Here is a 21766-nt window from a genome sequence, read left to right on the forward strand (position 1 = left end):
ATGGCAGATCGAGGAGCGTGCGCGTGTTCAACCGGAACCGAGGCCTGCGGCAAGTGGGGGCGATCGCTTCCATATCCCTGGTGGCCGGGTGTGGCATGTTTTCGGACGGTGACCCCGCCGAGGGGGGTCCGATCGTCGTGGGGACCACCAGCGCCCCCAGCACGCTGGATCCGGCCGCTTCCTGGGACGGCTCCTGGGAGCTGTTCCGCAACATCTACCAGACGCTGCTGAGCTACCCGAGCGGCGCCACCTCGCCCCAGCCCGACGCCGCCCAGAGCTGCGAGTTCACCGACTCGACCAACCGGGTGTACCGCTGTGAGCTGCGCGAGGGGCTGACCTTCTCCGACGGCGACGCGGTCGACGCGCAGGCCGTCAAGCACTCCATCGACCGGATCCTGGCCATCAACGCGCCGGGCGGTCCCGCCGGGCTGCTGGGCAGCCTGGACCGGGTGCAGGCGGTCGGGGACCGCGAGGTCGTCTTCCACCTCAAGACGTCCGACGCCACCTTCCCGTTCGTGCTCGCCACCCCCGCCATGTCCGTCGTCGACCCCGACGACTACCCGGCCGACCGCCTCCGCGAGGACGGCGGTGTCACCGGCTCCGGACCGTACGCCCTGGACTCCTACGACGAGGGCGCGCGGGCCGAACTCGTGCGCAACGACAGCTACAAGGGCTTCGCCGAGCGAAGAAACGATGCGGTCACCATCCGTTACTTCGACGACTCCGCTGCCATGGTCCAGGCACTGCGCGACCAGGACATCGACCTGACCTACCGCGGCCTCGCCGCCGATGACATCGTCGCTCTCCAGGGCGGCGCCGACGAGACCCTGCAACTCGTCGAGGGCGCGGGCGTCGACATCAGCTACCTGGTGTTCAACCCGAAGGACGAATGGGCCGCCAAGCCGGCCGTACGCAAGGCCATCGCGCAGCTCGTCGACCGGGCGACGATCGCCCACAAGATCTACAAGGACACCGTCGACCCCCTGTACTCCATGGTCCCCAAGGGCCTGACCGGCCACACCACGGGCTTCTTCGACGACTACGGCGACCCCGACCCCGACAAGGCCCGCACGATCCTCACCGAGGCCGGTATCACCGACCCTGTCCCCCTCACCTTCTGGTACACCACCGACCGCTACGGCTCCGAGACCGCCGTCCTGTTCAAGGAGCTCGAGCGCCAGCTGGAGGCCTCGGGGCTGTTCGAGATCACCCTGAAGAGCCGGGACACCTGGAAGACGTACGCCGAGGGCTACCAGAAGGGCGAGTACCCGGTGTTCGGGCGCGGCTGGTTCCCCGACTTCCCGGACGCCGACAACTACATCGCGCCCTTCGTCGGCGAACAGAACGCCCTCGGTACGCCCTACCCCGCGCCCAAGATCACCGAGGAGCTGCTGCCCCGTTCCCGCCGCGAGAGCGACCGCGCCCAGGTGGAGGCCGACTTCGAGGAGGCCCAGGAGATCCTCGTCCGGGACGCGCGGCTGCTTCCGCTGTGGCAGGGCAAGCAGTATGTCGCGGCCAGCGAGGAGATCGCCGGCGCCGAGCGCGCGCTGGACCCGTCGACGATCATGATGGTGTGGGAGCTGTACCGGAAGACCAGCTGGTGAGGCCGCCCGCGGCGTACGTTGTCAGTGGTCGCCGGTAGGTTCTGTGCTCTGGAACCGACCGCACACCGTAAGGAAGTTGACGTGACCGACATCGCCATGCTGCCCGAGTCCTGGCGCGGGGTCCTGGGCGACGAACTGCACAAGCCCTACTTCAAGGAGCTGACGGAGTTCGTGGAGGAGGAGCGGGCGAAGGGTCCCGTCTATCCGCCGCGCGAGGAGGTCTTCGCGGCGCTCGACGCCACGCCGTACGAGCAGGTGAAGGTCCTGGTCCTCGGCCAGGACCCGTACCACGGCGAGGGCCAGGGCCACGGCCTGTGCTTCTCGGTCCGCCCCGGGGTGAGGACCCCGCCCTCGCTGCGCAACATCTACAAGGAGATGCAGGAGGAGCTCGGCCTGCCGGTCCCGGACAACGGCTATCTGATGCCGTGGGCCCGGCAGGGCGTGCTGCTGCTCAACGCGGTGCTGACGGTCCGGGGCGGCGAGGCCAACTCGCACAAGGGCAAGGGCTGGGAGAAGTTCACCGACGCGGTGATCCGGGCGGTGGCCGAGCGGCCCGACCCGGCGGTGTTCGTGCTGTGGGGGAACTACGCGCAGAAGAAGCTGCCGCTGATCGACGAGACCCGGCACGCGGTGGTGAAGGGCGCGCACCCCTCGCCGCTGTCGGCGAGGAAGTTCTTCGGCTCCCGGCCGTTCACGCAGATCAACGAGGCGATCGCGCGGCAGGGGCACGAGCCGGTGGACTGGCGCATCCCGAACCTGGCCGACCTCGCCTGACCTGGGGTGCCCGGGGGCGGGCCGACGTCGCGGGTCGGCCCCGCCTCGCCGGGATTGCCGGTGTCGGCCGTTAGCGTCGGGACGGACGGGACGTCGGCGAGTGTGCGGAGGGTGCGGTGGCGGAGCGACAGGAGCAGGCGGCACCTGATGCCGTGATGACGCGGATCGGGCAGGTCGTCATGCTGCATCACGCGGGAGACCGCGAGGAGGCCCGGCACCGCTTCCTGCAGCTGTGGGCGGAGATCGGCGAGAACGGCGACCCCCTGCACCGCTGCACGCTGGCCCACTACATGGCCGACACCCAGGACGACCCCTGCGACGAACTGGCCTGGGACCTGAGGGCCCTGGACGCCGCGGAGGAGCTGGCCGACGACCGCCTCGCGGCTCACGAGGGCGCCCTGGCGGTCCGCGCCCTGTATCCCTCCCTGCACCTGAACCTCGCCGCCGACTACGTCAAACTCGGCCACTCGGACGCTGCCCGCACGCATCTGCGCCGGGCACGCGGCGCGGCGAACGCCCTGGGTGACGACACGTACGGGGACGGGGTGCGGGCGGCCATCGGGCGTTTGGAGCTACGGCTCGGGGAGGGCGGTTCGCCCGGTGGGGGTGCCTGGGGTCCGCCTCGGCAGCGGCTCTGAGCGGCGCCGGTATCGGGCACGCCCCCTCACCGCCCGTACGTCTGCTCGCAGATCACCGCCTCCGGGCTGTCCGGACGCCAGCCGCCGTACTTCCTGCCCAGAGCGCACACGTCGGTGTTCTCGGGAACCGTGGTGGAGATGTCCGGGATCCCGGCGGGCGGTGGCTGGTGCGGGCGGCGAGGCTCGGGACGGGGCGGGTCGGAGTGCGGGCGGGACTCCGTGCGCGGGGACGGGGGCCGCTGGGTCGGTAACGGGGCCTTGGCGGTGGGGCGGCGTGGCTCCGGCGCGGTCGGGTCGGGCCGGGGCGGGCCGATCATCTCCAGGGCCTCATGGGCGGGCGCCTGCACGATCTGCGGTTCGGTGCGGCCGTCCGGGCGCGGTACTGACGGCTGGTCCGACGCCGGTGGCACGGCGGTGGGGCCCCGCTGGACGGTCACACAGCCGGAGACGGCCGTCAGGGCCACGGTCACGAGCAGTGTCGCGGTGGTCGTCGTTCGATGCACCCCCGCCACTCTGGTGGCTCCGCCCTCGCAGGACCAGCAGACAAGCACAGGTTGCTCCGGACGGGTGAAGCACGCCCCCGCAGGGAGGCGGCGCGCCCTCCCGAGGTGACGTTCAGTCGCCCGTGGCGCCGTCGACGCGCTCGCGGATGAGATCCGCGTGGCCGTTGTGACGGGCGTACTCCTCGATCATGTGGGTGTAGATCCAGCGCAGACTGAACGGCTCGTCGCTGTGGCGGCCGCGGCCCTTGGACAGGTCGTCCAGTGCGAAGCCGGCCGCGTTGCGCCGGGCGATCGCGATCTCGGCCTGCCAGGTGGCGTACGCCTCCGCCCAGGTGTCCGTCCCGGTGAGGTGGAACTCCCCGTCGGGGTCCTCCTCGGTGAAGTAGATCGGCCCCGGGTCGTCGCCGACCAGCACCCGGCGGAACCAGTTCCGCTCGACCTCCGCCATGTGCCGCACCAGTCCCATCAGGGACAGCTCGGACGGCTCCACGGCCGCGATCCGGAGCTGCGCGTCGCTCAGCCCCTCGCACTTCCACTCCAGGGTCTGCCGGTGATACTCCAACCAGCCTTCCAGCATGGTCCGTTCGTCGGCGTTCTGGGCGGGCTCGCGGCGCTCGGTCGTCATGGGCGCATCCTCGCGCACCGCCGGGGAAACCCACCAGGAGTTTACGGCCGCCCCGGCGCCCCGCCGAGCCTCCCGTCGAACATCCCGCCGAGCAGCTCCCGCAGCCCCGCCCGCACCTCGTCCAGGCACGGCACCTCCGCGTTGAAGGACCCGGCCACACAGCTGAACATCAGCCCGTCCGCCCACGCGACCAGCATCAGCACATGCCGGGCCGGGTCGGTCGAGCCCATCGCCGTGACCAGGCCGGTGAGCTGCTCGCGGAAGCGGGCGCCCGTGGCGTCGTAGTACGCGCGCAGTTCGGGGCGTCGGGTGGCCTCCAGGGCGAGTTCGTAGCGGGCGACGACCAGGTCGCGGTTGCGGGTGAGGGAGCGGTGGACCGCGAGGGCGAGGCCGTCCACCAGTGAGTCGAGTCCGCCGCGCGGGTCCGGCATCTCGTGCAGGGCGAGCACCCGAGCCTCCCGCTCGGCGTGCCGGCGCACCGCCAGCTCCAGCAGCGCCTGGCGCGTGCGGGCCACGTTCGAGGTGGAGCCCTGGGGCAGTCCGGCCGCCTCGTCCACCGCCCGGTGCGTCAGCCCGCGCATCCCGCGCTCGGCGAGCAGGGCGAGGGCGGTGTCGGCGACGAGATCGGCGCGGGACGCGCCCGCGGTGCGTACGGACATGCTGCTCAACCTACCCCTCTCACTACATCTGTAGTACGGTCGATCTCGAAGCCACTACGGGTGTAGTGAAGAAGGGGGCACACTTATGGCAGCGCCATCCAACCCACCCCGAGCCGTCGTCATCGGCGGCGGCATCGGCGGCCTGACCGCCGCTGTCGCCCTGCACCGGCGCGGCTGGCGGGTCACCGTCCTGGAACGCGCCCGCTCCCTGGCCCCCGTCGGCGCGGCCATCTCCCTCGCCCCCAACTCGCTGCGTGCCCTGGACGTCATCGGCCTCGGCGACGGGATCCGCGCCCTGGCCGCCTGGCAGGGCGACGGAGGACTGCGCACCCCGAAGGGGCGGTGGCTGTCCCGGTCCAGCGCCGCTGCCGCGGCCGAGCGCTTCGGCGGGCCCCTCGTCCTGCTGCACCGCGCCACCCTCGTCGACGCCCTGACCGCACGGCTCCCCGAGGACCGCGTCCGTACGTCCGCCCCCGCGACCCTCGCCGACCCCGGCGACGCGGACCGTCCGGCCCGCGTGACCGCGCCCGGCGGCGAGTGGGAGGCCGACCTGGTGGTGGCCGCCGACGGCATCCACTCCGCCGTACGCCGGACCCTGTTCCCGCAGCACCCGGGGCTCGCCTACGCCGGATTCACCACCTGGCGGGTCGTCATCCCCGTGCCCGGCGTGGAGTTCGCCTCGCACGAGACGTGGGGCCGGGGCCGGATCTGGGGCACGCATCCGCTCAAGGACGGCCGTGTCTACGCGTACGCCGCCGCCGTCACGCCCGCCGGGCAGCACGCGCCCGACGATGAGAAGGCCGAGCTGGTCCGGCTGTTCGGCGACTGGCACGAGCCGATCCCCGCCGTGCTCGCCGCCGCCCGCCCCGAGGACGTGCTGCGCCACGACGTGCACCACATCGCCGAGCCGCTGCCCGCCCACCACCGCGGCCGGGTCGCGCTCCTCGGCGACGCCGCCCACGCGATGCCGCCGACCCTCGGACAGGGCGGCAACCAGGCCATCGAGGACGCGATCGTCCTCGCCCACCACGCGCCCGACCTGGCCGCCTACACCGCCGCCCGGCTGCCCCGCACGACGGCCGTCGCCCGCCAGGCCGTGAAGGTGGCGCGGCTGAACATGATGAGCAACCGCGCCGGCATGGCCGTGCGCGATGCCGTGATCGCCGCCCTGTCGAAGGCCGGACCGGCACTGTTGCTGCGCGGCTTCGACGGCATCGCCGACTGGCGGCCGCCCGGGCAGCCGTATGCTTCCGAGCAGACCCCAGCAGGCCAGCAGTGAAGGAGCCCCCGTGAAGGTCGGCTGCATCGGACTCGGTGACATCGCGCAGAAGGCGTATCTGCCGGTGCTCGGCGTCCAGCCCGGGGTCGAGCTGCACCTGCAGACCCGCACGCCCGCCACGCTCGACCGCGTCGCCGACAGCCTTCACCTGCCCCGGACCCAGCGCCACAGCACCCTGGACGCGCTCCTCGCCCAGGACCTCGACGCCGCCTTCGTGCACGCGCCCACCCTCGTGCACCCCGAGATCGTCACCCGGCTGCTTCAGGCGGGCGTCCCGACGTACGTCGACAAGCCGCTGGCGTACGAACTCGCCGACTCCGAGCGGCTGGTGGAGCTCGCCGAGGAGCGGGGCGTGAGCCTCGCCGTCGGCTTCAACCGGCGGCACGCGCCCGCGTACGTGCAGTGCGCCGAGCATCCGCGCGAGCTGATCCTCATGCAGAAGAACCGGGTCGGGCTCCCGGAAGAGCCGCGCACGATGATCCTGGACGACTTCATTCACGTCGTGGACACGCTGCGCTTCCTGGTTCCGGGTCAGATCGACGACGTGACCGTGCGCGCCCGCACCGTGGACGGGCTGCTGCACCACGTCGTGCTCCAGCTCGCCGGGGAGGGGTTCACCGCGCTCGGTGTGATGAACCGGCTCAGCGGCTCGGCCGAGGAGATCCTGGAGGTCTCCGGGCAGGACACCAAGCGGCAGGTGATCAACCTGGCGGAGGTGATCGACCACAAGGGCCAGCCGACGCTGCGGCGGCGCGGCGACTGGGTGCCGGTGGCCCGGCAGCGGGGCATCGAGCAGGCGGTGCTGGCCTTCCTCGACGCCGTCCGCGCGGGGAAGTTGCTCAGTGCCCGGGACGCGCTGGCGACTCACGAACTGTGCGAGCGGGTGGTGCGGGGGGTCCTGGAGCGCCCCGGCGAGATCGCCTGACCGCCTGACCGCCCTCGACGAGGGCCGCCACGAGCAGCGCCATTACGGCGACGTACACCGGCCAGGCGCCCAGGCGGGCGTACGGCGTGACCCCGTCGGCCAGCGGCACCTCGTACACCTGCGTGGTGCTCGCCTCCGTCCCGAGCGGTGGGCCGATCCGCCGTCCCTCGGGGCCGTACACGGCGGAGACGCCGGTCAGGGTCGCGTGCACCATGGGGCGGCCGGTCTCCGCGGCCCGCAGCGCGGCCAGCGAGGCATGCTGCGCGGGCGCCCAGCTCTGCTGGAACGTCGAGGTGGCCGACTGGGCCACCAGTATGTCGGCGCCGTCGCGAGTGAGGCTGCGGCTCATGTCGGGGAACGCCGACTCGAAGCAGACCATCGGGCCGACGCGCAGCCCGCCGCCGACGTCCATCACGACCTGCTCGGTGCCGCGCCTGCGGTCCTCGGTCGCGGCCTCGCCGACGGAGGTGGCCCAGCCGAGCAGCGAGCGGAACGGGATGTACTCGCCGAACGGGACCAGCCGCATCTTGTCGTAGCGGTCGCCGGTCGGGCCGTCCGGGCCGAGCAGCACCGAACTCTTGTAGATGCCGGGCCGGTCCGAGCGGCGGGCGTCCACGTTGACCAGGATCGGGGCCCCCGTCTCGCGGGACAGTGCCGCGATGCGCCGCGCCAGGTCGGGTCGGCGGCCGAGGTCGTAGCCGACGCTGCTCTCGCCCCAGACGATCAGGTCCACGTCCTGGCCGGTGAGCTGCCGGGTGAGCTGTTCCTCGCGGTCGAAGCGGGGGCCGGGGCCGTGGATGACACCGGGCTGTACGAGGGCCACCCGGACCTCACCGACGACGTGGGGGTGCGGCGACCAGCTCCAGGCCGCCGACGTGGCCGCGGCGGTGGCGAGCAGGGCGGCCAGGGCGGGAATCCTGGCGGCGCGCACCGAGACGAGCACGGCGACTGCGACATTGACGGTCACCAGCAGGAAGCTCAGCAGCCACACCCCGCCCACCGAGGCCAGCCGCAGCGCGGGTGCCACCTGCCACTGACTGGCGCCCAGCATGCCCCAGGGGCCACCGAGCCCCTGCCAGGACCGCACCAGCTCCACCGCCAGCCAGCCCGACGGCAGCACCAGCAGCGCGGCCGCGATCCGGCCCGGGGAGGGCGCTCCGGCGAGGAACCGGCGGACGAGCCAGCCCCACGGCGCCCACAGCGCGCCGAGCAGGGCGGCGAGGACGAACGTGAACACGTGCAGGTTGGGCAGCAGCCAGTGGTGCACCGCCAGCACGAAGCCGAAGCCGCCGCACCAGCCGTCGTACAGCGCCCGCCGCCCGGTCGGCGCGGTGCGGGCCAGCAGGATCCACGGGACCAGGGCGACGTACGCGAACCACCACAGGGACGGAGCCGGGAAGGCGAGCATGGGCAGGGCGCCCGCCACCGCGGCGATCGCGGAGCGCCGCCACGGGGATTCGAGCCGGGTCTTCATACGGCGCGCCTCCCTACCCGTGGATCCAGTGTGTGCGCGGCCGGCGATCTCGGTGCAGATCGGCGATCTCGCTGCAGAGCGGTTATCTCGGTACAGAGGGCGCCCGCTCAGTCGATCACCGGTGCCCCGGACCCCTGCGGCGCACTCCGCCACTTCTCCCGCACGACCACCTCGCGCAGCCGCCAGCCGTCGTGCGTCCGCCGCAGTTCGAACGCGTACCGGCCGCCGCACACGAAGTCGGGCGCCGCCGAGCCGTCACCGGCGAGGCGCATCGGATTGACGTAGTCGGCCTGGACCTGGGCCGTGTCTCCGGTGTCCCGCTCCAGGATCCCGAAGCGGACCCGGCGGTTGACAATGAGGTGCTGGCGCATGGCGAACGCCCGCATGCTCTCGGCCAGCCACTCGGCGACGCTCCCGACGTCGCCCTCGATGCCGCCGGCCGAGCGGTAGTCCGCCCGCCCGTCCGGGGTGAACAGCTTCCGGTACGCCTCCCAGTCGCCGTCGTCCACCGCCACGGCGTAGTCGGTGACCAGGCCGTCCACGGCCAGCCGGTCCATCACGGTCGCGAGCTCCACACGCTGCGTCATCGGCTCAGTGTTGGGCACGGGGCGGGCCGCGCCAAGAGGGCGTGCCGAGTTGATCGCTGGTCGTGACCCCGCCGTTCGGTGGTCGTGACGTGCGTTATTCGGTGGTCCTGATCGGCCGGGGGCGCCAGGCTGTCCCGTGTGAACGATCAGACCGACCGGCCCGAGCCGAGGTTCCGCGTACGGGCCCGCCACACGGAGTCCACGCTCACCGTCTACCAGGCGTACCGCCCCGGCATCGGGCGACCGGCGGCCCGTGCCGGCCGCTTCCCCGCCACCTGGAAGCGCGAGCGCATGACCTGGATCAAGCCGTCATTCCTGTGGATGATGTACCGCTGCGGCTGGGGCACGAAGGAGGACCAGGAGACCGTCCTCGCCGTCGAGATCACCCGCGAGGGCTTCCTGTGGGCCCTGCGCCACGCCTGCCTCTCCCACTACGTCCCCGGACCGCACGCCGACCGGGCCGCGTGGCAGGAGCACCTGAGGACGGCACCCGCGCGCGTGCAGTGGGACCCGGAACGCGACCTGCACCTCACCCCGCTGCCGCACCGGTCGCTGCAACTGGGGCTGGCGGGGGAGGCGGCGGCCCGGTACGCCGACGAGTGGATCGTGGGCATCGAGGACGTGACGCCGCTCGCCAGGGAGATCCACGGACTGGTGCGGGCCGGTGAACTCGCCCGCGCGGGCGAACTGTTGCCCGAGGAGCGGCCGTATCCGCTGGACTGTGCCGCGCTGGCCCATCTGCTTCCGGGAGGCTCGGTATGACACGTCCCGTCACTGTGGTCACCGGCGGCAGCCGGGGGATCGGCGCGGCGACCTGCCTGCGACTTGCGGCCGACGGGCACGATGTGGTGGTCGGCTACGTCCGTGACGCCGACGCGGCCGGGGCGGTGGCCGACGGGGTACGGGCAGCGGGCGGCCGCTCGGTCACCGTACGGGTGGACACGTCCGTCGAGGCGGACGTCGAGCGGCTCTTCGACACCGCCGAGCAGCGGCTCGGGCCGGTGACGGGGCTGGTGAACAACGCCGGGGTGACCAGCCCGCTGGGGCGGCTGGCCGACGCGGACCCGGCCGATCTGCGCCGGGTCGTGGACGTCAACCTCCTGGGTACGCTGCTGTGTTCACGCCGGGCCGCGCAGCTCATGACCGCGCGGGGCGGTGGCGTGATCGTGAACGTGTCGTCGGCCGCCGCGACGCTGGGCAGTCCCGGCGAATACGTCCACTACGCGGCGACCAAGGCCGCCGTCGACGCCCTGACGCTGGGGCTGGCGAAGGAGCTGGGGCCGGACGGCGTCCGCGTCAACGCGGTGGCGCCTGGGGTGATCGACACCGAGATCCACGCCACGATGGGCGACCCGGACCGGCCCCACCGGGCGGCGGCCACGATTCCGCTGCGCCGGCCGGGGCGGGCCGAGGAGATCGCGGCGGCGGTGGCGTGGCTGATGTCGCCGGACGCGTCGTATGCGACGGGGGCGGTGCTGCGGGTGTCGGGCGGGCGGTGAGGGCCCGTCAGACACCCATGCTCTCTTCGCGCAGCCGCTGGAAGGCCGTGGGGGTGGGGCGGGCGCGCAGGAAGTCCCTGATCCGGCGGGCGCATTCGAGGGGGCTGGAGACACTGGTGTCGCACTCGATGTCGTAGACGCCGTGGGCGTGGACTTGCTCGAGCTGGCGGGCGGCGAGACCGGGCGGCCGGTCCCCGCGCTCGCGCTCCCGCCGCTCCAGTTCGTCCGGGGGGCAGTGCACGCCGACCAGGACCACGTCCTGCGGTACGAAGAGCGAGAGGCAGTCCTTCAGCCGCCATGCGGCGCTGAGGATGTGGTCCATGACGACGTTGTTGCCGGCGGCGGCCATGCCGGCGACCGCGCGGTGGTAGCCCTGCCAGGTGCGGTGCAGGACGGTGTCGAGCTCATCGGGCGGCACCGGGGTGCGGGACCGCATCGCGTGGAAGGCGTCGACCGGCATGTGGAAGTACGGCTCGTCGAGGATCCGCAGCATCAGGCCGCCTCGATGACCTCGCCGCGGATCGCCGCGGCCCACTCGACCACCAGCAGCTCGTACTCCGCCCGCTCCTGTGCCGACAGCGAGCCGCCCGCGCGCATCCACAGCGCGCGGATCCGCTCGTTGACCTCGGCAGCAGAGCGCACGGAACCAGGGGTCACGGAATCGGGGGACATGCGAGCAAGCCTAGGCGCAAGCACTGACACTCCGCTACCGGGCCGCTACTCATCCCGTATGGGCTTGGTCACGGCCCCGGGGATGAACCCCAGGGGCCGTCTGCTCAGCCTGCCGACTCCGCCGCGTGGGGACTGAGGACGCCGAATGTCACCAGGGCGACGATCACGATGCCGAGCACGACGCGGTACCAGACGAACGGCATGAAGCTCTTGGTCGAGATGAACTTCATGAACGAAACTATGTCGACGTGTCCTGAGCGGCTTTGACCTGCTGTTTTCCACCATTTTTCAAGATCGAATGGTAGTGCGGTGGGAGATGGCGCCTTTCAGTGCCGCTCTCCCTCGCTGGCCGCGAAGCGCAGCCACCTGCTTTGCAGCGAATCGGCAATCTCCTGCTCCATGGCCAGGGCAACGTGCGAGTGGAGACCTTCCATGCCGGCGACCTCGCGGCCCATGCGGGTCTCCACGGCGATGCGACTGTGTCGATCTTCGTCCAGCCACTCCTTGCCGCCGTGACGAAGCAGGTACAGCCGCTTTCCGGTGTTCGTGGTCGCGGGGAACCGGCCCCTGACCCGCGGCCAAACTGAAGCTTCCCCTTGATCGTGGACACCTGGAGACTGGGACCTGAGGTTCCAGAGGAAGTAGCACCAGGTGGGAAGCAAGTACACGAAGCGGTACACCGAGGAGTTCAAGCGGGACGCGATCGCGCTCGTCGACTCCTCGGGCAAGACGGTCACTGCGGTGGCCCGGGAACTCGGCATCAGCTCGGAGTCCCTGCGTGGCTGGTACCGCCGGGCCAAGGCGGACCGGGGCGAGGGCGAGCCCGGTGAGCTGACCAGCGCCGAGCGCGAGGAACTCAAGCGGCTGCGCAAGGAGGTCCGCGAACAACAGCAGACGATCGAGATCCTGAAAAAAGCGACCGCCTTCTTCGTGAAGGAGAACGACCGGTGAGCGAGCTGTACCGGTTCATCCACACGGAGAAGGCGAACTACCCGGTCGTTCTGCTGTGCCGGGTGCTGAAGGTCGCCCGCTCGTCGTACTACGCGTGGTGTGATGGCGAGGCGGCCCGCCGCGCCCGGGAGGCCGCGAACGACGCGCTCGGGCATGAGATCACGGTGCTGCACATCGCCTCCCGCCATACCTACGGTGTCCCGCGCATTCACGCTGAACTGCGACGCCTGGGGCAGCGGGTGAACCGCAAGCGTGTCGCCCGCGTGATGCGCGAGCGCGACATACGCGGCGTCACACGGCGCAAGCGCCGCTCGCTGACCCGGCCGGATGCGAAGGCGAAGCCGGCCCCGGACCTGATCGGCCGTGACTTCCACGCCGAGCGTCCCGGGATCAAGCTGGTCGGCGACATCACCTACCTGCCCACCGCCGAGGGCTGGCTCTACCTCGCCTGCTGGCTGGACCTGGCCACCCGCGAGGTCGTCGGCTATGCCATGGCCGATCACCACCGAGCCGACCTCGTCGTCGACGCCCTGGACATGGCACATGGCCGGGGGAACCTGGAGCCGGGATGTGTGATCCACAGCGATCGCGGCAGCGAGTATACCTCGTCCCAATTCCGTTACCGGATAGAGGAGTTGGGACTCCGGCAGAGTTGCGGGCGGACTGGGTCATGTTTCGACAATGCCGCCGCGGAGAGCTTCTGGGCCCTCCTGAAGGAGGAGATCGGCACCCGGACCTGGCCCGACCGGGCGACCGCCCGCGCCGAGGTCTTCACCTTCATCGAGACCTTCTACAACCGCCGCCGTCTGCGCAAGCACAAAATCTTCGGCTACCTCACCCCGGCCGAGACCAGGCAACGACACCAGCACGCCCTTGCGGCGTAACGATCACGTGTCCGAGATCACGGGGAAACTTCAAGGGGAAGCTTCAATCAAGGGGAAGCTTCAGTAGTAGGACTCCGTTGGGTCTGTCTCGATCTCGGACGTCTGCTCGGTAGGGGGCTGTTGACAGGTGGTGCAGATGCCTGTCCAGCACCTCAGGGTGTTCTGGAGGGTGTCGAGGACCTGGTAGAGGGTGAGGCTGGTCCGGGGACTTTTGGGGACAGGCGCTGTTCGATGATCGGGCAGGTTGGACAGCCAGTACTCCGTGGGCCGCTTCGGCGTCGTCGGGCCATTCGACCAGCAGCCAGCAGTCCCGCAGGATCCCGTCCCACCAACCTTGTTCGGCCGAGGCAGCGGCTTTGAGGCTGGCCAAGGTCCGCTGGCGCATCGAGCACGACTACCGCGAACTCAACACGGCCTGTGACTTGACCACTTCGAAGGCCGTTCCTGGCCAGGCTGACACCACCACATCACCCTCGTGACCGCCGCCCACGCCTTCGCGGACCTGCCAAAGAGGTCCACGTACACCGTCGACGGGCGGGCCTGCGCAACCAGGGCGAATGCGGGCCCGCCCGTCACGTCGCAATCATGGCGGTTGCCCATCCCGGTGCCGGGGGACCTGTGCCCTCCATGGTGTCGGAGAAGGACGGAACCCGCGACGAGGCAGCCTGTCGGCCGGGGAAAGCATCAGTGGGCTCATCCGCCCAAATTGCTGCCGCCCAGCATCCGGGCGAGAGCGCATACCGTCGCGTCGATCTCACGGGCGCACGCGTAAAGCACCTGGTAGGGCCGCCCCTGGGGATCTGCCACGTCGTCCTCGGCCGGCGACACCGGAGCGGCGTGGCCCCGGCGGGAGGCCACGGCCGCGACCACGCCGTCGAAGCCCCTCGCACTCCCCGACATCTCCCTGAGCCGCACATCGTCGGCTGCCGTGGCGGCGAGACGTAGGAACTCCTTGAGGGTGAAGCAGCGCCGCATCGCCCGCGGAGCCAGGCGCACGGCCGCCTCCCGGTGCTCGCGCGCGAGCCCGAGGACGAGTGTCGCTCCCGCGACGAGCTGTGCGGTGAGCGGGCGGGCGGCGAAGCCCGAGCCGTCACCGCCCAGTTCCTCCAGGGCCGCCCTGGTGGCGCCTTCCATTCCTCGGCGGGGCCAGGCTTCCGTGTCAGCGCTCTCCGGCCGCACCGCAGAGCCGGGCGGAAGCCTGGCGGCCAGCAGCCGCTCGGCGAGCGCCGAGCGGTGGACATTGCCCGTGCAGACGAACAGGATCCGGGTCATTGCTCGCCGACGCGACGCGTCACCGTGGGCCCGGCCGCCTCCTTCTTGGCGGCTGACGCACGAGGAGCGGGCAGATCGCCGTACCCTGTGTAGGCGCCGTAGCTTTCGCCCTTACGGACCGGAGCCATGCTGAAGATGGTGCCCAGGACGCGGACGCCCACGCGGTCCAGCGATTCCACGGAGCTGCGGACCTGGTCCCGTCGGGTTCTCGCGGCACGGACGACGAGCAGCGCACTTCGGGCGAGCGAGGCGAGCCCGACGGTGTCGGCGACCGGCAGCAGCGGGGCGGTGTCGACGATCACGACCTCATAGATGCTTGCCAGCTCATGTAGTACCTCGTCCATGCGCGCCGAGGAGAGCAGCTCCGTCGGGTTGGGTGGTACGGGGCCGCTGGCCAGAACCGAGAGCCCGCCGCCGGTCTCCTGCATCACCTCCTCGATGCGCGCCTGCCCGATGAGCACTGTGGTCAGACCGGCGTCCTGGACGAGCCCGAAGGCTGCGGCCACGCACGGGTGGCGCAGATCGGCGTCGACCAGACAGGTGGAGACGCCCGCCGCAGCGAGTGACAGGGCGAGGTTCACGGCGGTGTTCGTCTTGCCCTCGCCGGGCACCGAACTCGTCACCACGATGATCCGGGGCCGGTCGTCGACCTGCGAGAACTGCAAGTTGGCGCGCAGTTTGCGGAAGGCTTCGGCACGCCGGGAGTGCCCGTCGACGTTGACCAAGGGTTGTTGAAAGGCGTTCCTGTCATACGGAATGGTGCCCAGGCCCGGCAGCGAGGTGAACTCGCCCAGCGCCTCACTCGTCTTGAGCGTGGTGTCGAGAGTCTCGCGTAGGACGACGAGGCTGGCGCCGAGCAGCAGGCCTGCGAGCACGCCCGCGGCCACGTTCAACAGCGGACGGGGGGAGGCCGGAGTGCTGGGGGCGACGGCTTCCTGGGTGACACCCAGGGAGACGGGTGAGCCGGGCGGGGGCTCGGTGGCCCAGCCCTGCATCTCCGGCCCCGCCCCCTCCACGCTCGCCGGACGTTTGGGGGCCTCCAGCCGCTCGACCAGCGCGCTAAACCGCTCCGCCACCGCGTTGGCGATGCGGGCCGCGCGCTCGGGCTCGGTGTCCCGGACGGTGATGTCGATGAGCACCGTGTTGAGCGGGGCGTGCGCGGTGATCCGGGACGACAGTTCCTCGGGTGTGGTCTGCAGTTTCAGCTCCTGCACGACGGGTTCGGTCACCTGACGTGTGGTCACGATCGCGGCGTAGGACTGCACACGCGCCTGGGAGAAGCTCTGGCCCTGGTTCAGCTGGGTGGTGTCCTCACTGGTGCTGGTGGCGACGAAGAGCTGGGTACTGGCCTGGTAGATGGGGGCACTCAGGGCAGTCGCGGCGACTGCTGCCCCGATTGAGAGGACCAGGCAAGCCACGACGGTCAGCCAGCGTCTGGCAAGAGCCTTCAGGAATTCATGTAGATCCAAGCTGCACCCCTTCGAGGACCACGGGAACCATCCCTGAACGGGATCCTCTGTCCCCTTTGCGTGCAGTCGACGATAGGGACTCATGGGCGTCAACGGCGGTAGCCGCCCCGGTGTCGATCCGCCGAACGATTTGGCGACGTAACCCTTCGCCGGAGTGGGGAGGCGAGGCTGCTCGCAGTGGGCGCTGGCACGATGCTGGTCCTTCGCCGTCGCCGCCGTTCATGACGCCTTCGGCGATGCCGCTGCGGCCCAGGTTGGGGCCGGGCGGTGCGCAGTGCCTGATCGCATGCGCCGTGCGGAGGCTGCCGTGCCGGCGGCCATGCTGCTCGCCTCGTGCACGACGCATGCGGGTAAAGGGTGGTGGAGTCCCTTCCATACGATCCGCACGCGTTCACTCAGGGCCTAGCCTGCGCGTTTCACTCGCGGCGGTGTCCGAGTCTTGATCGGAAAAGCGAAAGTGCCTTCTGAGCTGGGAAGATGAGGCTTGTCGAAGGTCTCTGTCATCACAGCAGGAAGGCACTTTCTGCGTGCACCCTACCCGGTCGCGTCCCAAGCTCGTCGTGTCGGCCGACGGTCACGGGGTGGCCAGTCACGCCGGATCCCGCTTGCTGGCCGATCTCGCCGATGTCACTGGCCTGACCAGCGCCTTCGCGGACGCACTCCGTCGGCTGCGACCGCGTGGCACCGGGCACGATCCCGTCCGGATCGCGGTCGATCTCGCGGTCATGCTCGCCGACGGCGGCGATGCGATAACGGACCTGGCCCTGCTGCGCGACCAGGCGGAGGTGTTCGGCCCCGTCGCCTCCACGCCGACCGCCTGGCGCCTGCTGGCCGGCATCGACTCGGCTGCACTCGCCCGCCTGCGCTCGGCCAGGGCCACCGCCCGGGAGGTCGCATGGCTGCAAGCCGCCGAGACCAGGGCAGGGATACCCGCAGCCCGCGCGGGCGGACGCGACCTGCCCGGTCTTGTCCTGGACCTCGACGCCACCCTGGTTACCTGCCACTCCGAGAAGGAGCAGGCGGCGGCCACCTACAAGCGCGGCTTCGGCTACCACCCATTGCTGTGCTTCCTGGACAACACCGGCGAAGCCCTGGCCGCACTGCTCAGGCCCGGCAACGCCGGTGCCAACACCGCCGCTGACCACATCACCGTCCTCGACCAGGCCCTTGCCCAGATCCCCGACGCACACCGCCACGGCACACCCATCCTCGTCCGCGCGGACAGACAGTGCCGGAGGAGCGAAAGCGTTCCTGGACCACGTGCGGGCCCTGCGCTCATGTGGGATCCTCACCTACTTCTCCGTCGGATACGCCGTCACCGAGTCGGTCCGCCAGGCGATCCGGGCCCTGCCCGAGCAGGTCTGGCATCCCGCACTCGAACAGGACGGCACCCTGCGCCAGGGCGCGGAAGTCGCCGAGCTGACCGGCATGATCGACCTGGCCGGCTACCCCGACGGCACGCGCATCATCGTCCGCCGTGAGCGCCCGCACCCCGGCGCCCAACTGTCCCTGTTCGACCGGGACGAGGGCATGCGCCACCAGGTCTTTCTCACCGACACCCCCTACGGCGAGGGCTCCCTGCAGCACCTGGAGGTCCGCCATCGGGGCCACGCCCGCGTTGAGGACCGCATCCGCTGCGGCAAGACCACCGGCTTGGGCCGCTTCCCCTCCCGTCACTTCGCTGTCAACCAAGCGTGGCTCGAGCTCGCGCTGACCGCCACAGACCTGCTTGCCTGGACCCAGACTCTGCTGCTGGAGGGCGAGTTGGCCACCGCCGAGCCGAAAAAGCTCCGCTACCGGATCCTGCACGCAGCCGCCCGCATCACTCGCGGCGGCCGCCGCATCCGACTGCGGATCGCCGCGAACTGGCCCTGGCGGCACGAACTCGCCAGTGCGTTCGCCCGCCTCACGGCACTGCCACGACCGGCCACCTGACCTGCGGCACCGACCCTGCCCGCCCCAAGACCCGAGGAACCCTGGAGCACCCGGCCCGAGCGTCGGGCCCCAGCCATGCCCGCCGAGCGACCAGCAACCGACACCACCGGTCCACCGCCATCAGCGCAGCCCAGCCATCCGAAGTGAAACGGGGAGGCTAGAGATGGCCGGTGGGACCCTCTACGAAAGCACCGGCCTGTTCGGCGAGTCATCGGTCCGCGCGGGGCCCTTGGACAGACAGCCGACGGCCCACACGGCACTGCCCGCTCCTATGTTCGGTGAGGACATCACCGTGCTCGGCCGGCCCCTGTGGCAGCTCTCCTGGCGCCATCGCATCGCCATCGAGCGCGACGCGAGAACGCTCGAGGAACCGCGTCGCGTCGCATACCCGGATGACGGCTGGGACGTGTGCTTCCACGGGCACCGGCTAGTGACCAGCGACGGCTCGGCCCGGCTGACCTTCCGAGACCTCCGGACACTCGCGAAGCGGGGCGAAGTCACCGTGACCGAGGACGGGCGAGCGTCGACGCGCCTGAACGAACTGGAATGCGCCGGCGACGCCGTGTACGCCAACGTGCTCTTCACCGACCGGATCGTGCGCATCGATTCCGTCAGCGGCGTAGTGACGGCGGGCATCGACGCCTCGGACCTACCGGCGGCTCAGGAGACTGACGCCGGGTCCCGTCCGCTCGTCCGTTCCGGTGAGGATCGGTGAGGCGAACGAGAGAAAGCGCGAGATCCCGCGATCCTTCGGTGGATGGCCGATTCACTCGAGGTGGAGCAACGCGGCGATGCACATCGTGCGGGTAAGCTACCGAGTCCCTCCTATGCAGGGCGGAATGGAACGTCACGTCGAATGCCTGACGCGTCATCAGGTCAGTGTCGGAAACCGGGTGACGATCTCGTTTCGGCATGGCGCAACGGTGCCGACCGGCGCCACCCGGCTGCCGCTGCAATGGACCGCCCGGTCACGGATGCTGGCGCCGTTGTCCGACCGGCTTGCCTTCTCAGTAGACGCGGCTGCCGCGGTCAGGGACCTCTGCACCGGTTCGCCGTGGGCTGCCGTGGACTTGGTGCATCTTCACGGAGACCACATCGAGGCCGCCTGGCTGGGGCCCGTCTGCCGACGGCTGGGAATCCCGCTGTTCCTGACGGTGCATGCGGCACTCGCCGACCGGCACCAGTGGCTCGCCCGACAGGCTTTCCGCGCTGTGGAGGCGTTCATCGCCCTGGGGTCGGCGACCGCTGCCGACCTCGTGGCGCGCGGTGTGGACCCGGCACGCATCCTCACCATGTCCAGCGGTCTGGAACTGTCCGCCATGCCCGCCCCTGTCGACGCCCGGGCCCGCGAGCGCGGCCTGATCGTCAGCGTCGGTGCGCTGGATCCCATGAAGAATCACGCACTGCTCATCGAAGCGTTCCACGAACTGGCGAAGAGTCGGGCGGGGATGCGTCTGGTGATCGCGGGCCAGGGCCCGGAGCGGGACCACCTGAGCCGACTTGCGGCGGCAGGCCCGGGCGTCGAACTCCTCGGACCGCTGCCCCGGCAGCAGGTCTACGACCTTGTCCTGCGGGCTGAGGTGTTCGTGCTCGCATCCCGAAGACTCCCCGGGAAGGGCGAGGGCGTGCCCACGGCGGCGCTGGAGGCGCTGGCACTGGGCACGCCCGTCGTGGTGTCCTCCGACGCCTCACTCGATCCGGTGGTATCCGACCGCGAGGCCTACCGGGTCTTCCCGTCCGGGTCGAAGGCCGGCCTGGTGAATGTCCTGAGAACCGTGCTCGGTGACGAACCAGGCCGGCACAGGATGAGCGAACTCGGGCTGTGCGCGGCCGCGGAGCTGGACTGGTCCCGGGTCACACAGCGCGTCGAGGAATGGTACCGGGCGGCGCTGGTACAGCGACGCCCACTCATGAGCGGGCGCTGAAAAGGAGCAGACCATTGCCGACAACCATTCATGGCATGGTCAGAATGGCGTGGGAACATCCCGCCAACCGTGGAAGGCGGGCTCGGGCCCTCGCCGGCATGGCGGGATGGCAGGCCTGGAAGAGGCTGGTCAGGCGGCCAATGGACCTGTCCGTATACGGCGGCATGTCGTTCCGCGCCTACCCCGACAGCACGCAGCCGGGTCGTTTCGTCTATTTCGGAGGACTTCCCGACTACGAGGAGATGACCTTCATGAAGCGCTATCTCCGTCCGGGAGACGGCTTCATCGACGGTGGCGCCAACGAGGGAATGTTCACCTTGCTCGCCGCTAAGCTCGTGGGTCCGAGCGGAGCCGTGCACTCCTTCGAGGCCGTGCCCGCGTTTGCCGAAAGGCTGCGGGACAACATCGGTGCGAATTCCCTCAGTTGTGTGACGGTCCATGAAATGGCGATCGGAGCGGAGTCGGGTTCGGCGCCGTTCGTCGTCAGGGGTACGGGTTCACGTATCCAGACGGATGCCGACAGTGGCGGCACCGTGCAAGTGAGGCTCGGACGGCTCGACGAGAACCTGCCCGCGCGCCCCTTCGCCATGGGCAAGCTCGATGTCGAGGGCACGGAACACCTGGCTCTGCGCGGCGCCGGCCGCCTCGTCGCCCGGGGCGAGCCGGCGGTGTGGATGCTCGAACTCGTCGACAAGTACCTCCACCGTTTCGGCTCCACGGTGCGCGAGGTCCGCCAGTGGCTCGGTGACCACGGCTACGACTTGGTGCTGTACGACCCGCACTGCAACCGACTTGTCGCGGCGCCGGATCCGCTCTGCCCAGCACCCGATGTGCTGGCCGTGTGCCGTCAGAGGCGGCGTGAAGTGGAAGCACGGCTCGCCGACACGGTCTGACGCGAACGAGAACGCGAAGCCGTTGTCAGCGCCCGACTCCGGCGTACGGGCGCAATCGCGCTCTTCCCGAGAATGTCTGAACCAGAAATATCGCCTGAATTGGTAGGAAGGGGGCGTTCGGTTCACTGATTGAGGCCCGTACCTGTTGATGCGGTGCGGGCCGTGGTTACAGAAGGGAATCCGTGATGAGTACGGCACAAACCGTCGAACGCGCTGTTGTGACCGGGGCGGCGGGCTTCATCGGCTCCCACCTCGTCGAAGCCCTGCTGCAACGCGGGGTCACCGTTCTCGGCGTGGACCGGCGCTCGCCCCGTGACAACCCCATGGCGGCGGAGAACCTCGGGGCCGTGCTGGACCATCCGGGCTTCCGACTGGTCGAGGGTGACCTCGTCACGGACGAGCTCAAGCCGTGGGCCGACGGCGCTGACACCGTCTTCCATCTCGCCGCCATCCCGGGCGTTCGGCCGTCGTGGGGGGACTGTTTCGGCGAGTACCTTGCGTGCAACGTGCTGGCGACCCAACGTCTGCTGGACGCATGCGTGTCCTGCGGGGTCCGCCGTCTGGTCCTCGCCTCCTCCTCCAGCGTGTACGGGGACGCCGTGGGCAGGGGACCATTGAACGAGGCCTGCGCCACGGCTCCTCTGTCGCCGTACGGGGTGACCAAACTCGCGGCCGAACGTCTCGCTCTCGCCTACGCGCTCGCGCCGGCAAACCCCACCAGTGTGGTCGCTCTGCGCTACTTCACGGTGTACGGACCCCGGCAGCGCCCAGACATGGCCATCGGCCGGATGCTGCGCGCGGTCCTCACGGGACAGCCGCTGCGGCTCTACGGGGACGGCCGCCAGCGCCGGGACTTCACCTTCGTCGCGGACGCCGTGGCCGCCACCATCGCTGCGGCAACGGCAGAGGCCACTGCGGAAGCGGTCAACATCGGTGGCGGGGACAGCGTTTCCGTGCTCGACGTGCTGAGCCGCGTTGCCGACATCACCGGTGCCGAGGTTCCCGTACGCGACGACAAGCATCAGCCGGGCGACGTGCAGGTGACCGAAGCGGACCTCACTAAGGCACGTGAGCTGCTCGGATACGAACCCTCGGTCGCGCTGACTGAGGGGATCGAGCGCCAGTGGGCATGGCTGTCCGCCCACTCCCGTGGCCGTCTCCCCGACTCGGCTGCCGTGACGGCGCGAACCTGAGAGGG

General features: G+C 70.5%; 23 protein-coding genes and 2 pseudogenes. 14 read left to right on the forward strand and 11 right to left on the reverse strand.

Annotated features, from left to right (window positions below):
- Positions 1-23: 23 nt before the first annotated feature.
- The 3 genes from HJD23_RS36625 to HJD23_RS36635 all read left to right on the forward strand — a co-directional run bounded on the left by HJD23_RS36625 (position 24) and on the right by HJD23_RS36635 (position 3016).
- Positions 24-1604 (forward strand): ABC transporter substrate-binding protein, encoded by a 1581-nt coding sequence (locus HJD23_RS36625; RefSeq protein ID WP_171107283.1) that lies wholly within the window; start codon positions 24-26, stop codon positions 1602-1604.
- Positions 1605-1685: 81 nt separating this feature from the next.
- Positions 1686-2378, forward strand: coding sequence for a uracil-DNA glycosylase (gene ung, locus HJD23_RS36630; RefSeq protein ID WP_171107285.1), 693 nt, complete (start codon positions 1686-1688; stop codon positions 2376-2378).
- 116 nt (positions 2379-2494) lie between these two features.
- Positions 2495-3016, forward strand: a complete 522-nt coding sequence (locus tag HJD23_RS36635; protein ID WP_171107287.1) for a tetratricopeptide repeat protein — start codon at positions 2495-2497, stop codon at positions 3014-3016.
- Between the two features lie 26 nt (positions 3017-3042).
- On the opposite strand, the gene HJD23_RS36640 is transcribed toward HJD23_RS36635, so the two are convergent.
- From HJD23_RS36640 to HJD23_RS36650, 3 genes are all read right to left on the reverse strand, one after another.
- Entirely contained in the window at positions 3043-3519 is a 477-nt protein-coding gene (locus HJD23_RS36640) for a hypothetical protein (RefSeq protein ID WP_171107289.1), read from the reverse strand.
- Between the two features lie 112 nt (positions 3520-3631).
- Positions 3632-4144 (reverse strand): DinB family protein, encoded by a 513-nt coding sequence (locus HJD23_RS36645; RefSeq protein WP_171107291.1) that lies wholly within the window; start codon positions 4142-4144, stop codon positions 3632-3634.
- Between the two features lie 41 nt (positions 4145-4185).
- Positions 4186-4803, reverse strand: coding sequence for a TetR/AcrR family transcriptional regulator (locus HJD23_RS36650; RefSeq protein WP_171107294.1), 618 nt, complete (start codon positions 4801-4803; stop codon positions 4186-4188).
- Positions 4804-4888: 85 nt separating this feature from the next.
- Between HJD23_RS36650 and HJD23_RS36655 the strand changes: the two genes are divergently transcribed.
- Positions 4889-6082: an FAD-dependent oxidoreductase gene (locus HJD23_RS36655; RefSeq protein ID WP_171107296.1), complete on the forward strand. Its 1194-nt coding sequence runs from the start codon at positions 4889-4891 to the stop codon at positions 6080-6082.
- A 10-nt stretch (positions 6083-6092) separates the two neighbouring features.
- The gene (locus tag HJD23_RS36660) at positions 6093-7007 is read left to right on the forward strand and encodes a Gfo/Idh/MocA family oxidoreductase (RefSeq protein ID WP_171107298.1); all 915 of its coding nucleotides are present in this window, start codon (positions 6093-6095) and stop codon (positions 7005-7007) included.
- Here HJD23_RS36660 and lnt read toward each other — a convergent pair.
- Positions 6922-8481, reverse strand: coding sequence for an apolipoprotein N-acyltransferase (lnt, locus tag HJD23_RS36665; protein ID WP_171107300.1), 1560 nt, complete (start codon positions 8479-8481; stop codon positions 6922-6924). The two genes, HJD23_RS36660 and lnt, sit on opposite strands and share 86 nt — an antisense overlap.
- Before the next feature lie 107 nt (positions 8482-8588).
- A complete protein-coding gene (locus tag HJD23_RS36670; RefSeq protein WP_171107302.1) occupies positions 8589-9068 on the reverse strand; it encodes a nuclear transport factor 2 family protein in 480 nt (159 codons plus the stop codon).
- Positions 9069-9206: 138 nt separating this feature from the next.
- Here HJD23_RS36670 and HJD23_RS36675 point away from each other — a divergent pair, with 138 nt between their 5' ends.
- Together HJD23_RS36675 and HJD23_RS36680 are read left to right on the forward strand one after the other, a co-directional pair.
- On the forward strand, positions 9207-9830 hold the full coding sequence (locus tag HJD23_RS36675; protein WP_240980889.1) for a DUF4291 domain-containing protein: 624 nt from the start codon (positions 9207-9209) through the stop codon (positions 9828-9830).
- Positions 9827-10567, forward strand: coding sequence for a glucose 1-dehydrogenase (locus HJD23_RS36680; protein ID WP_171107304.1), 741 nt, complete (start codon positions 9827-9829; stop codon positions 10565-10567). The genes HJD23_RS36675 and HJD23_RS36680 overlap by 4 nt, the downstream gene beginning before the upstream one ends.
- Positions 10568-10574: 7 nt before the next feature.
- Here HJD23_RS36680 and HJD23_RS36685 read toward each other — a convergent pair whose 3' ends face one another.
- The 4 genes and pseudogenes from HJD23_RS36685 to HJD23_RS44810 all read right to left on the reverse strand — a co-directional run bounded on the left by HJD23_RS36685 (position 10575) and on the right by HJD23_RS44810 (position 11694).
- The gene (locus tag HJD23_RS36685) at positions 10575-11060 is read right to left on the reverse strand and encodes an AAA family ATPase (protein ID WP_171107306.1); all 486 of its coding nucleotides are present in this window, start codon (positions 11058-11060) and stop codon (positions 10575-10577) included.
- On the reverse strand, positions 11060-11239 hold the full coding sequence (locus HJD23_RS36690) for a hypothetical protein (RefSeq protein WP_171107308.1): 180 nt from the start codon (positions 11237-11239) through the stop codon (positions 11060-11062). Before HJD23_RS36690 ends, HJD23_RS36685 begins: the two co-directional genes overlap by 1 nt.
- A 104-nt stretch (positions 11240-11343) precedes the next feature.
- Positions 11344-11496 (reverse strand): annotated as a pseudogene (locus HJD23_RS36695) (undecaprenyl-diphosphatase); the annotation flags it as partial.
- Between the two features lie 69 nt (positions 11497-11565).
- Positions 11566-11694 carry a hypothetical protein gene (locus HJD23_RS44810; RefSeq protein WP_269475863.1) on the reverse strand — a complete coding sequence of 43 codons (129 nt, stop codon included), beginning with the start codon at positions 11692-11694 and terminating at the stop codon, positions 11566-11568.
- A gap of 196 nt (positions 11695-11890) precedes the next feature.
- Here HJD23_RS44810 and HJD23_RS36700 point away from each other — a divergent pair, with 196 nt between their 5' ends.
- Both HJD23_RS36700 and HJD23_RS36705 read left to right on the forward strand, forming a co-directional pair.
- Positions 11891-12190 (forward strand): transposase, encoded by a 300-nt coding sequence (locus HJD23_RS36700; protein ID WP_171134068.1) that lies wholly within the window; start codon positions 11891-11893, stop codon positions 12188-12190.
- Entirely contained in the window at positions 12187-13074 is an 888-nt protein-coding gene (locus HJD23_RS36705) for an IS3 family transposase (protein WP_171134108.1), read from the forward strand. Before HJD23_RS36700 ends, HJD23_RS36705 begins: the two co-directional genes overlap by 4 nt.
- 693 nt (positions 13075-13767) lie before the next feature.
- Here HJD23_RS36705 and HJD23_RS36710 read toward each other — a convergent pair.
- Together HJD23_RS36710 and HJD23_RS36715 are read right to left on the reverse strand one after the other, a co-directional pair.
- Entirely contained in the window at positions 13768-14346 is a 579-nt protein-coding gene (locus tag HJD23_RS36710; RefSeq protein ID WP_171107243.1) for a low molecular weight phosphatase family protein, read from the reverse strand.
- Complete coding sequence (locus tag HJD23_RS36715; protein WP_171107241.1) at positions 14343-15815, reverse strand: polysaccharide biosynthesis tyrosine autokinase; 1473 nt, start codon at positions 15813-15815, stop codon at positions 14343-14345. Before HJD23_RS36715 ends, HJD23_RS36710 begins: the two co-directional genes overlap by 4 nt.
- A 527-nt stretch (positions 15816-16342) precedes the next feature.
- Here HJD23_RS36715 and HJD23_RS36720 point away from each other — a divergent pair.
- The 5 genes and pseudogenes from HJD23_RS36720 (at position 16343) to HJD23_RS36740 (ending at position 21761) form a co-directional block, all read left to right on the forward strand.
- Positions 16343-17750, forward strand: a pseudogene (locus tag HJD23_RS36720) (IS1380 family transposase).
- 163 nt (positions 17751-17913) lie between these two features.
- Complete coding sequence (locus HJD23_RS36725; protein ID WP_171114532.1) at positions 17914-18465, forward strand: glutaminyl-peptide cyclotransferase; 552 nt, start codon at positions 17914-17916, stop codon at positions 18463-18465.
- A 76-nt stretch (positions 18466-18541) separates the two neighbouring features.
- Positions 18542-19675: a glycosyltransferase family 4 protein gene (locus HJD23_RS36730; protein ID WP_171134109.1), complete on the forward strand. Its 1134-nt coding sequence runs from the start codon at positions 18542-18544 to the stop codon at positions 19673-19675.
- 98 nt (positions 19676-19773) lie between these two features.
- Positions 19774-20568, forward strand: coding sequence for an FkbM family methyltransferase (locus tag HJD23_RS36735; protein ID WP_171114534.1), 795 nt, complete (start codon positions 19774-19776; stop codon positions 20566-20568).
- A 185-nt stretch (positions 20569-20753) separates the two neighbouring features.
- Entirely contained in the window at positions 20754-21761 is a 1008-nt protein-coding gene (locus HJD23_RS36740; protein WP_171114535.1) for an NAD-dependent epimerase/dehydratase family protein, read from the forward strand.
- The last annotated feature ends 5 nt before the right edge of the window (positions 21762-21766 follow it).

The organism is Streptomyces sp. Z423-1, assembly GCF_013009255.1.
GTDB lineage: Bacteria > Actinomycetota > Actinomycetes > Streptomycetales > Streptomycetaceae > Streptomyces > Streptomyces gossypiisoli.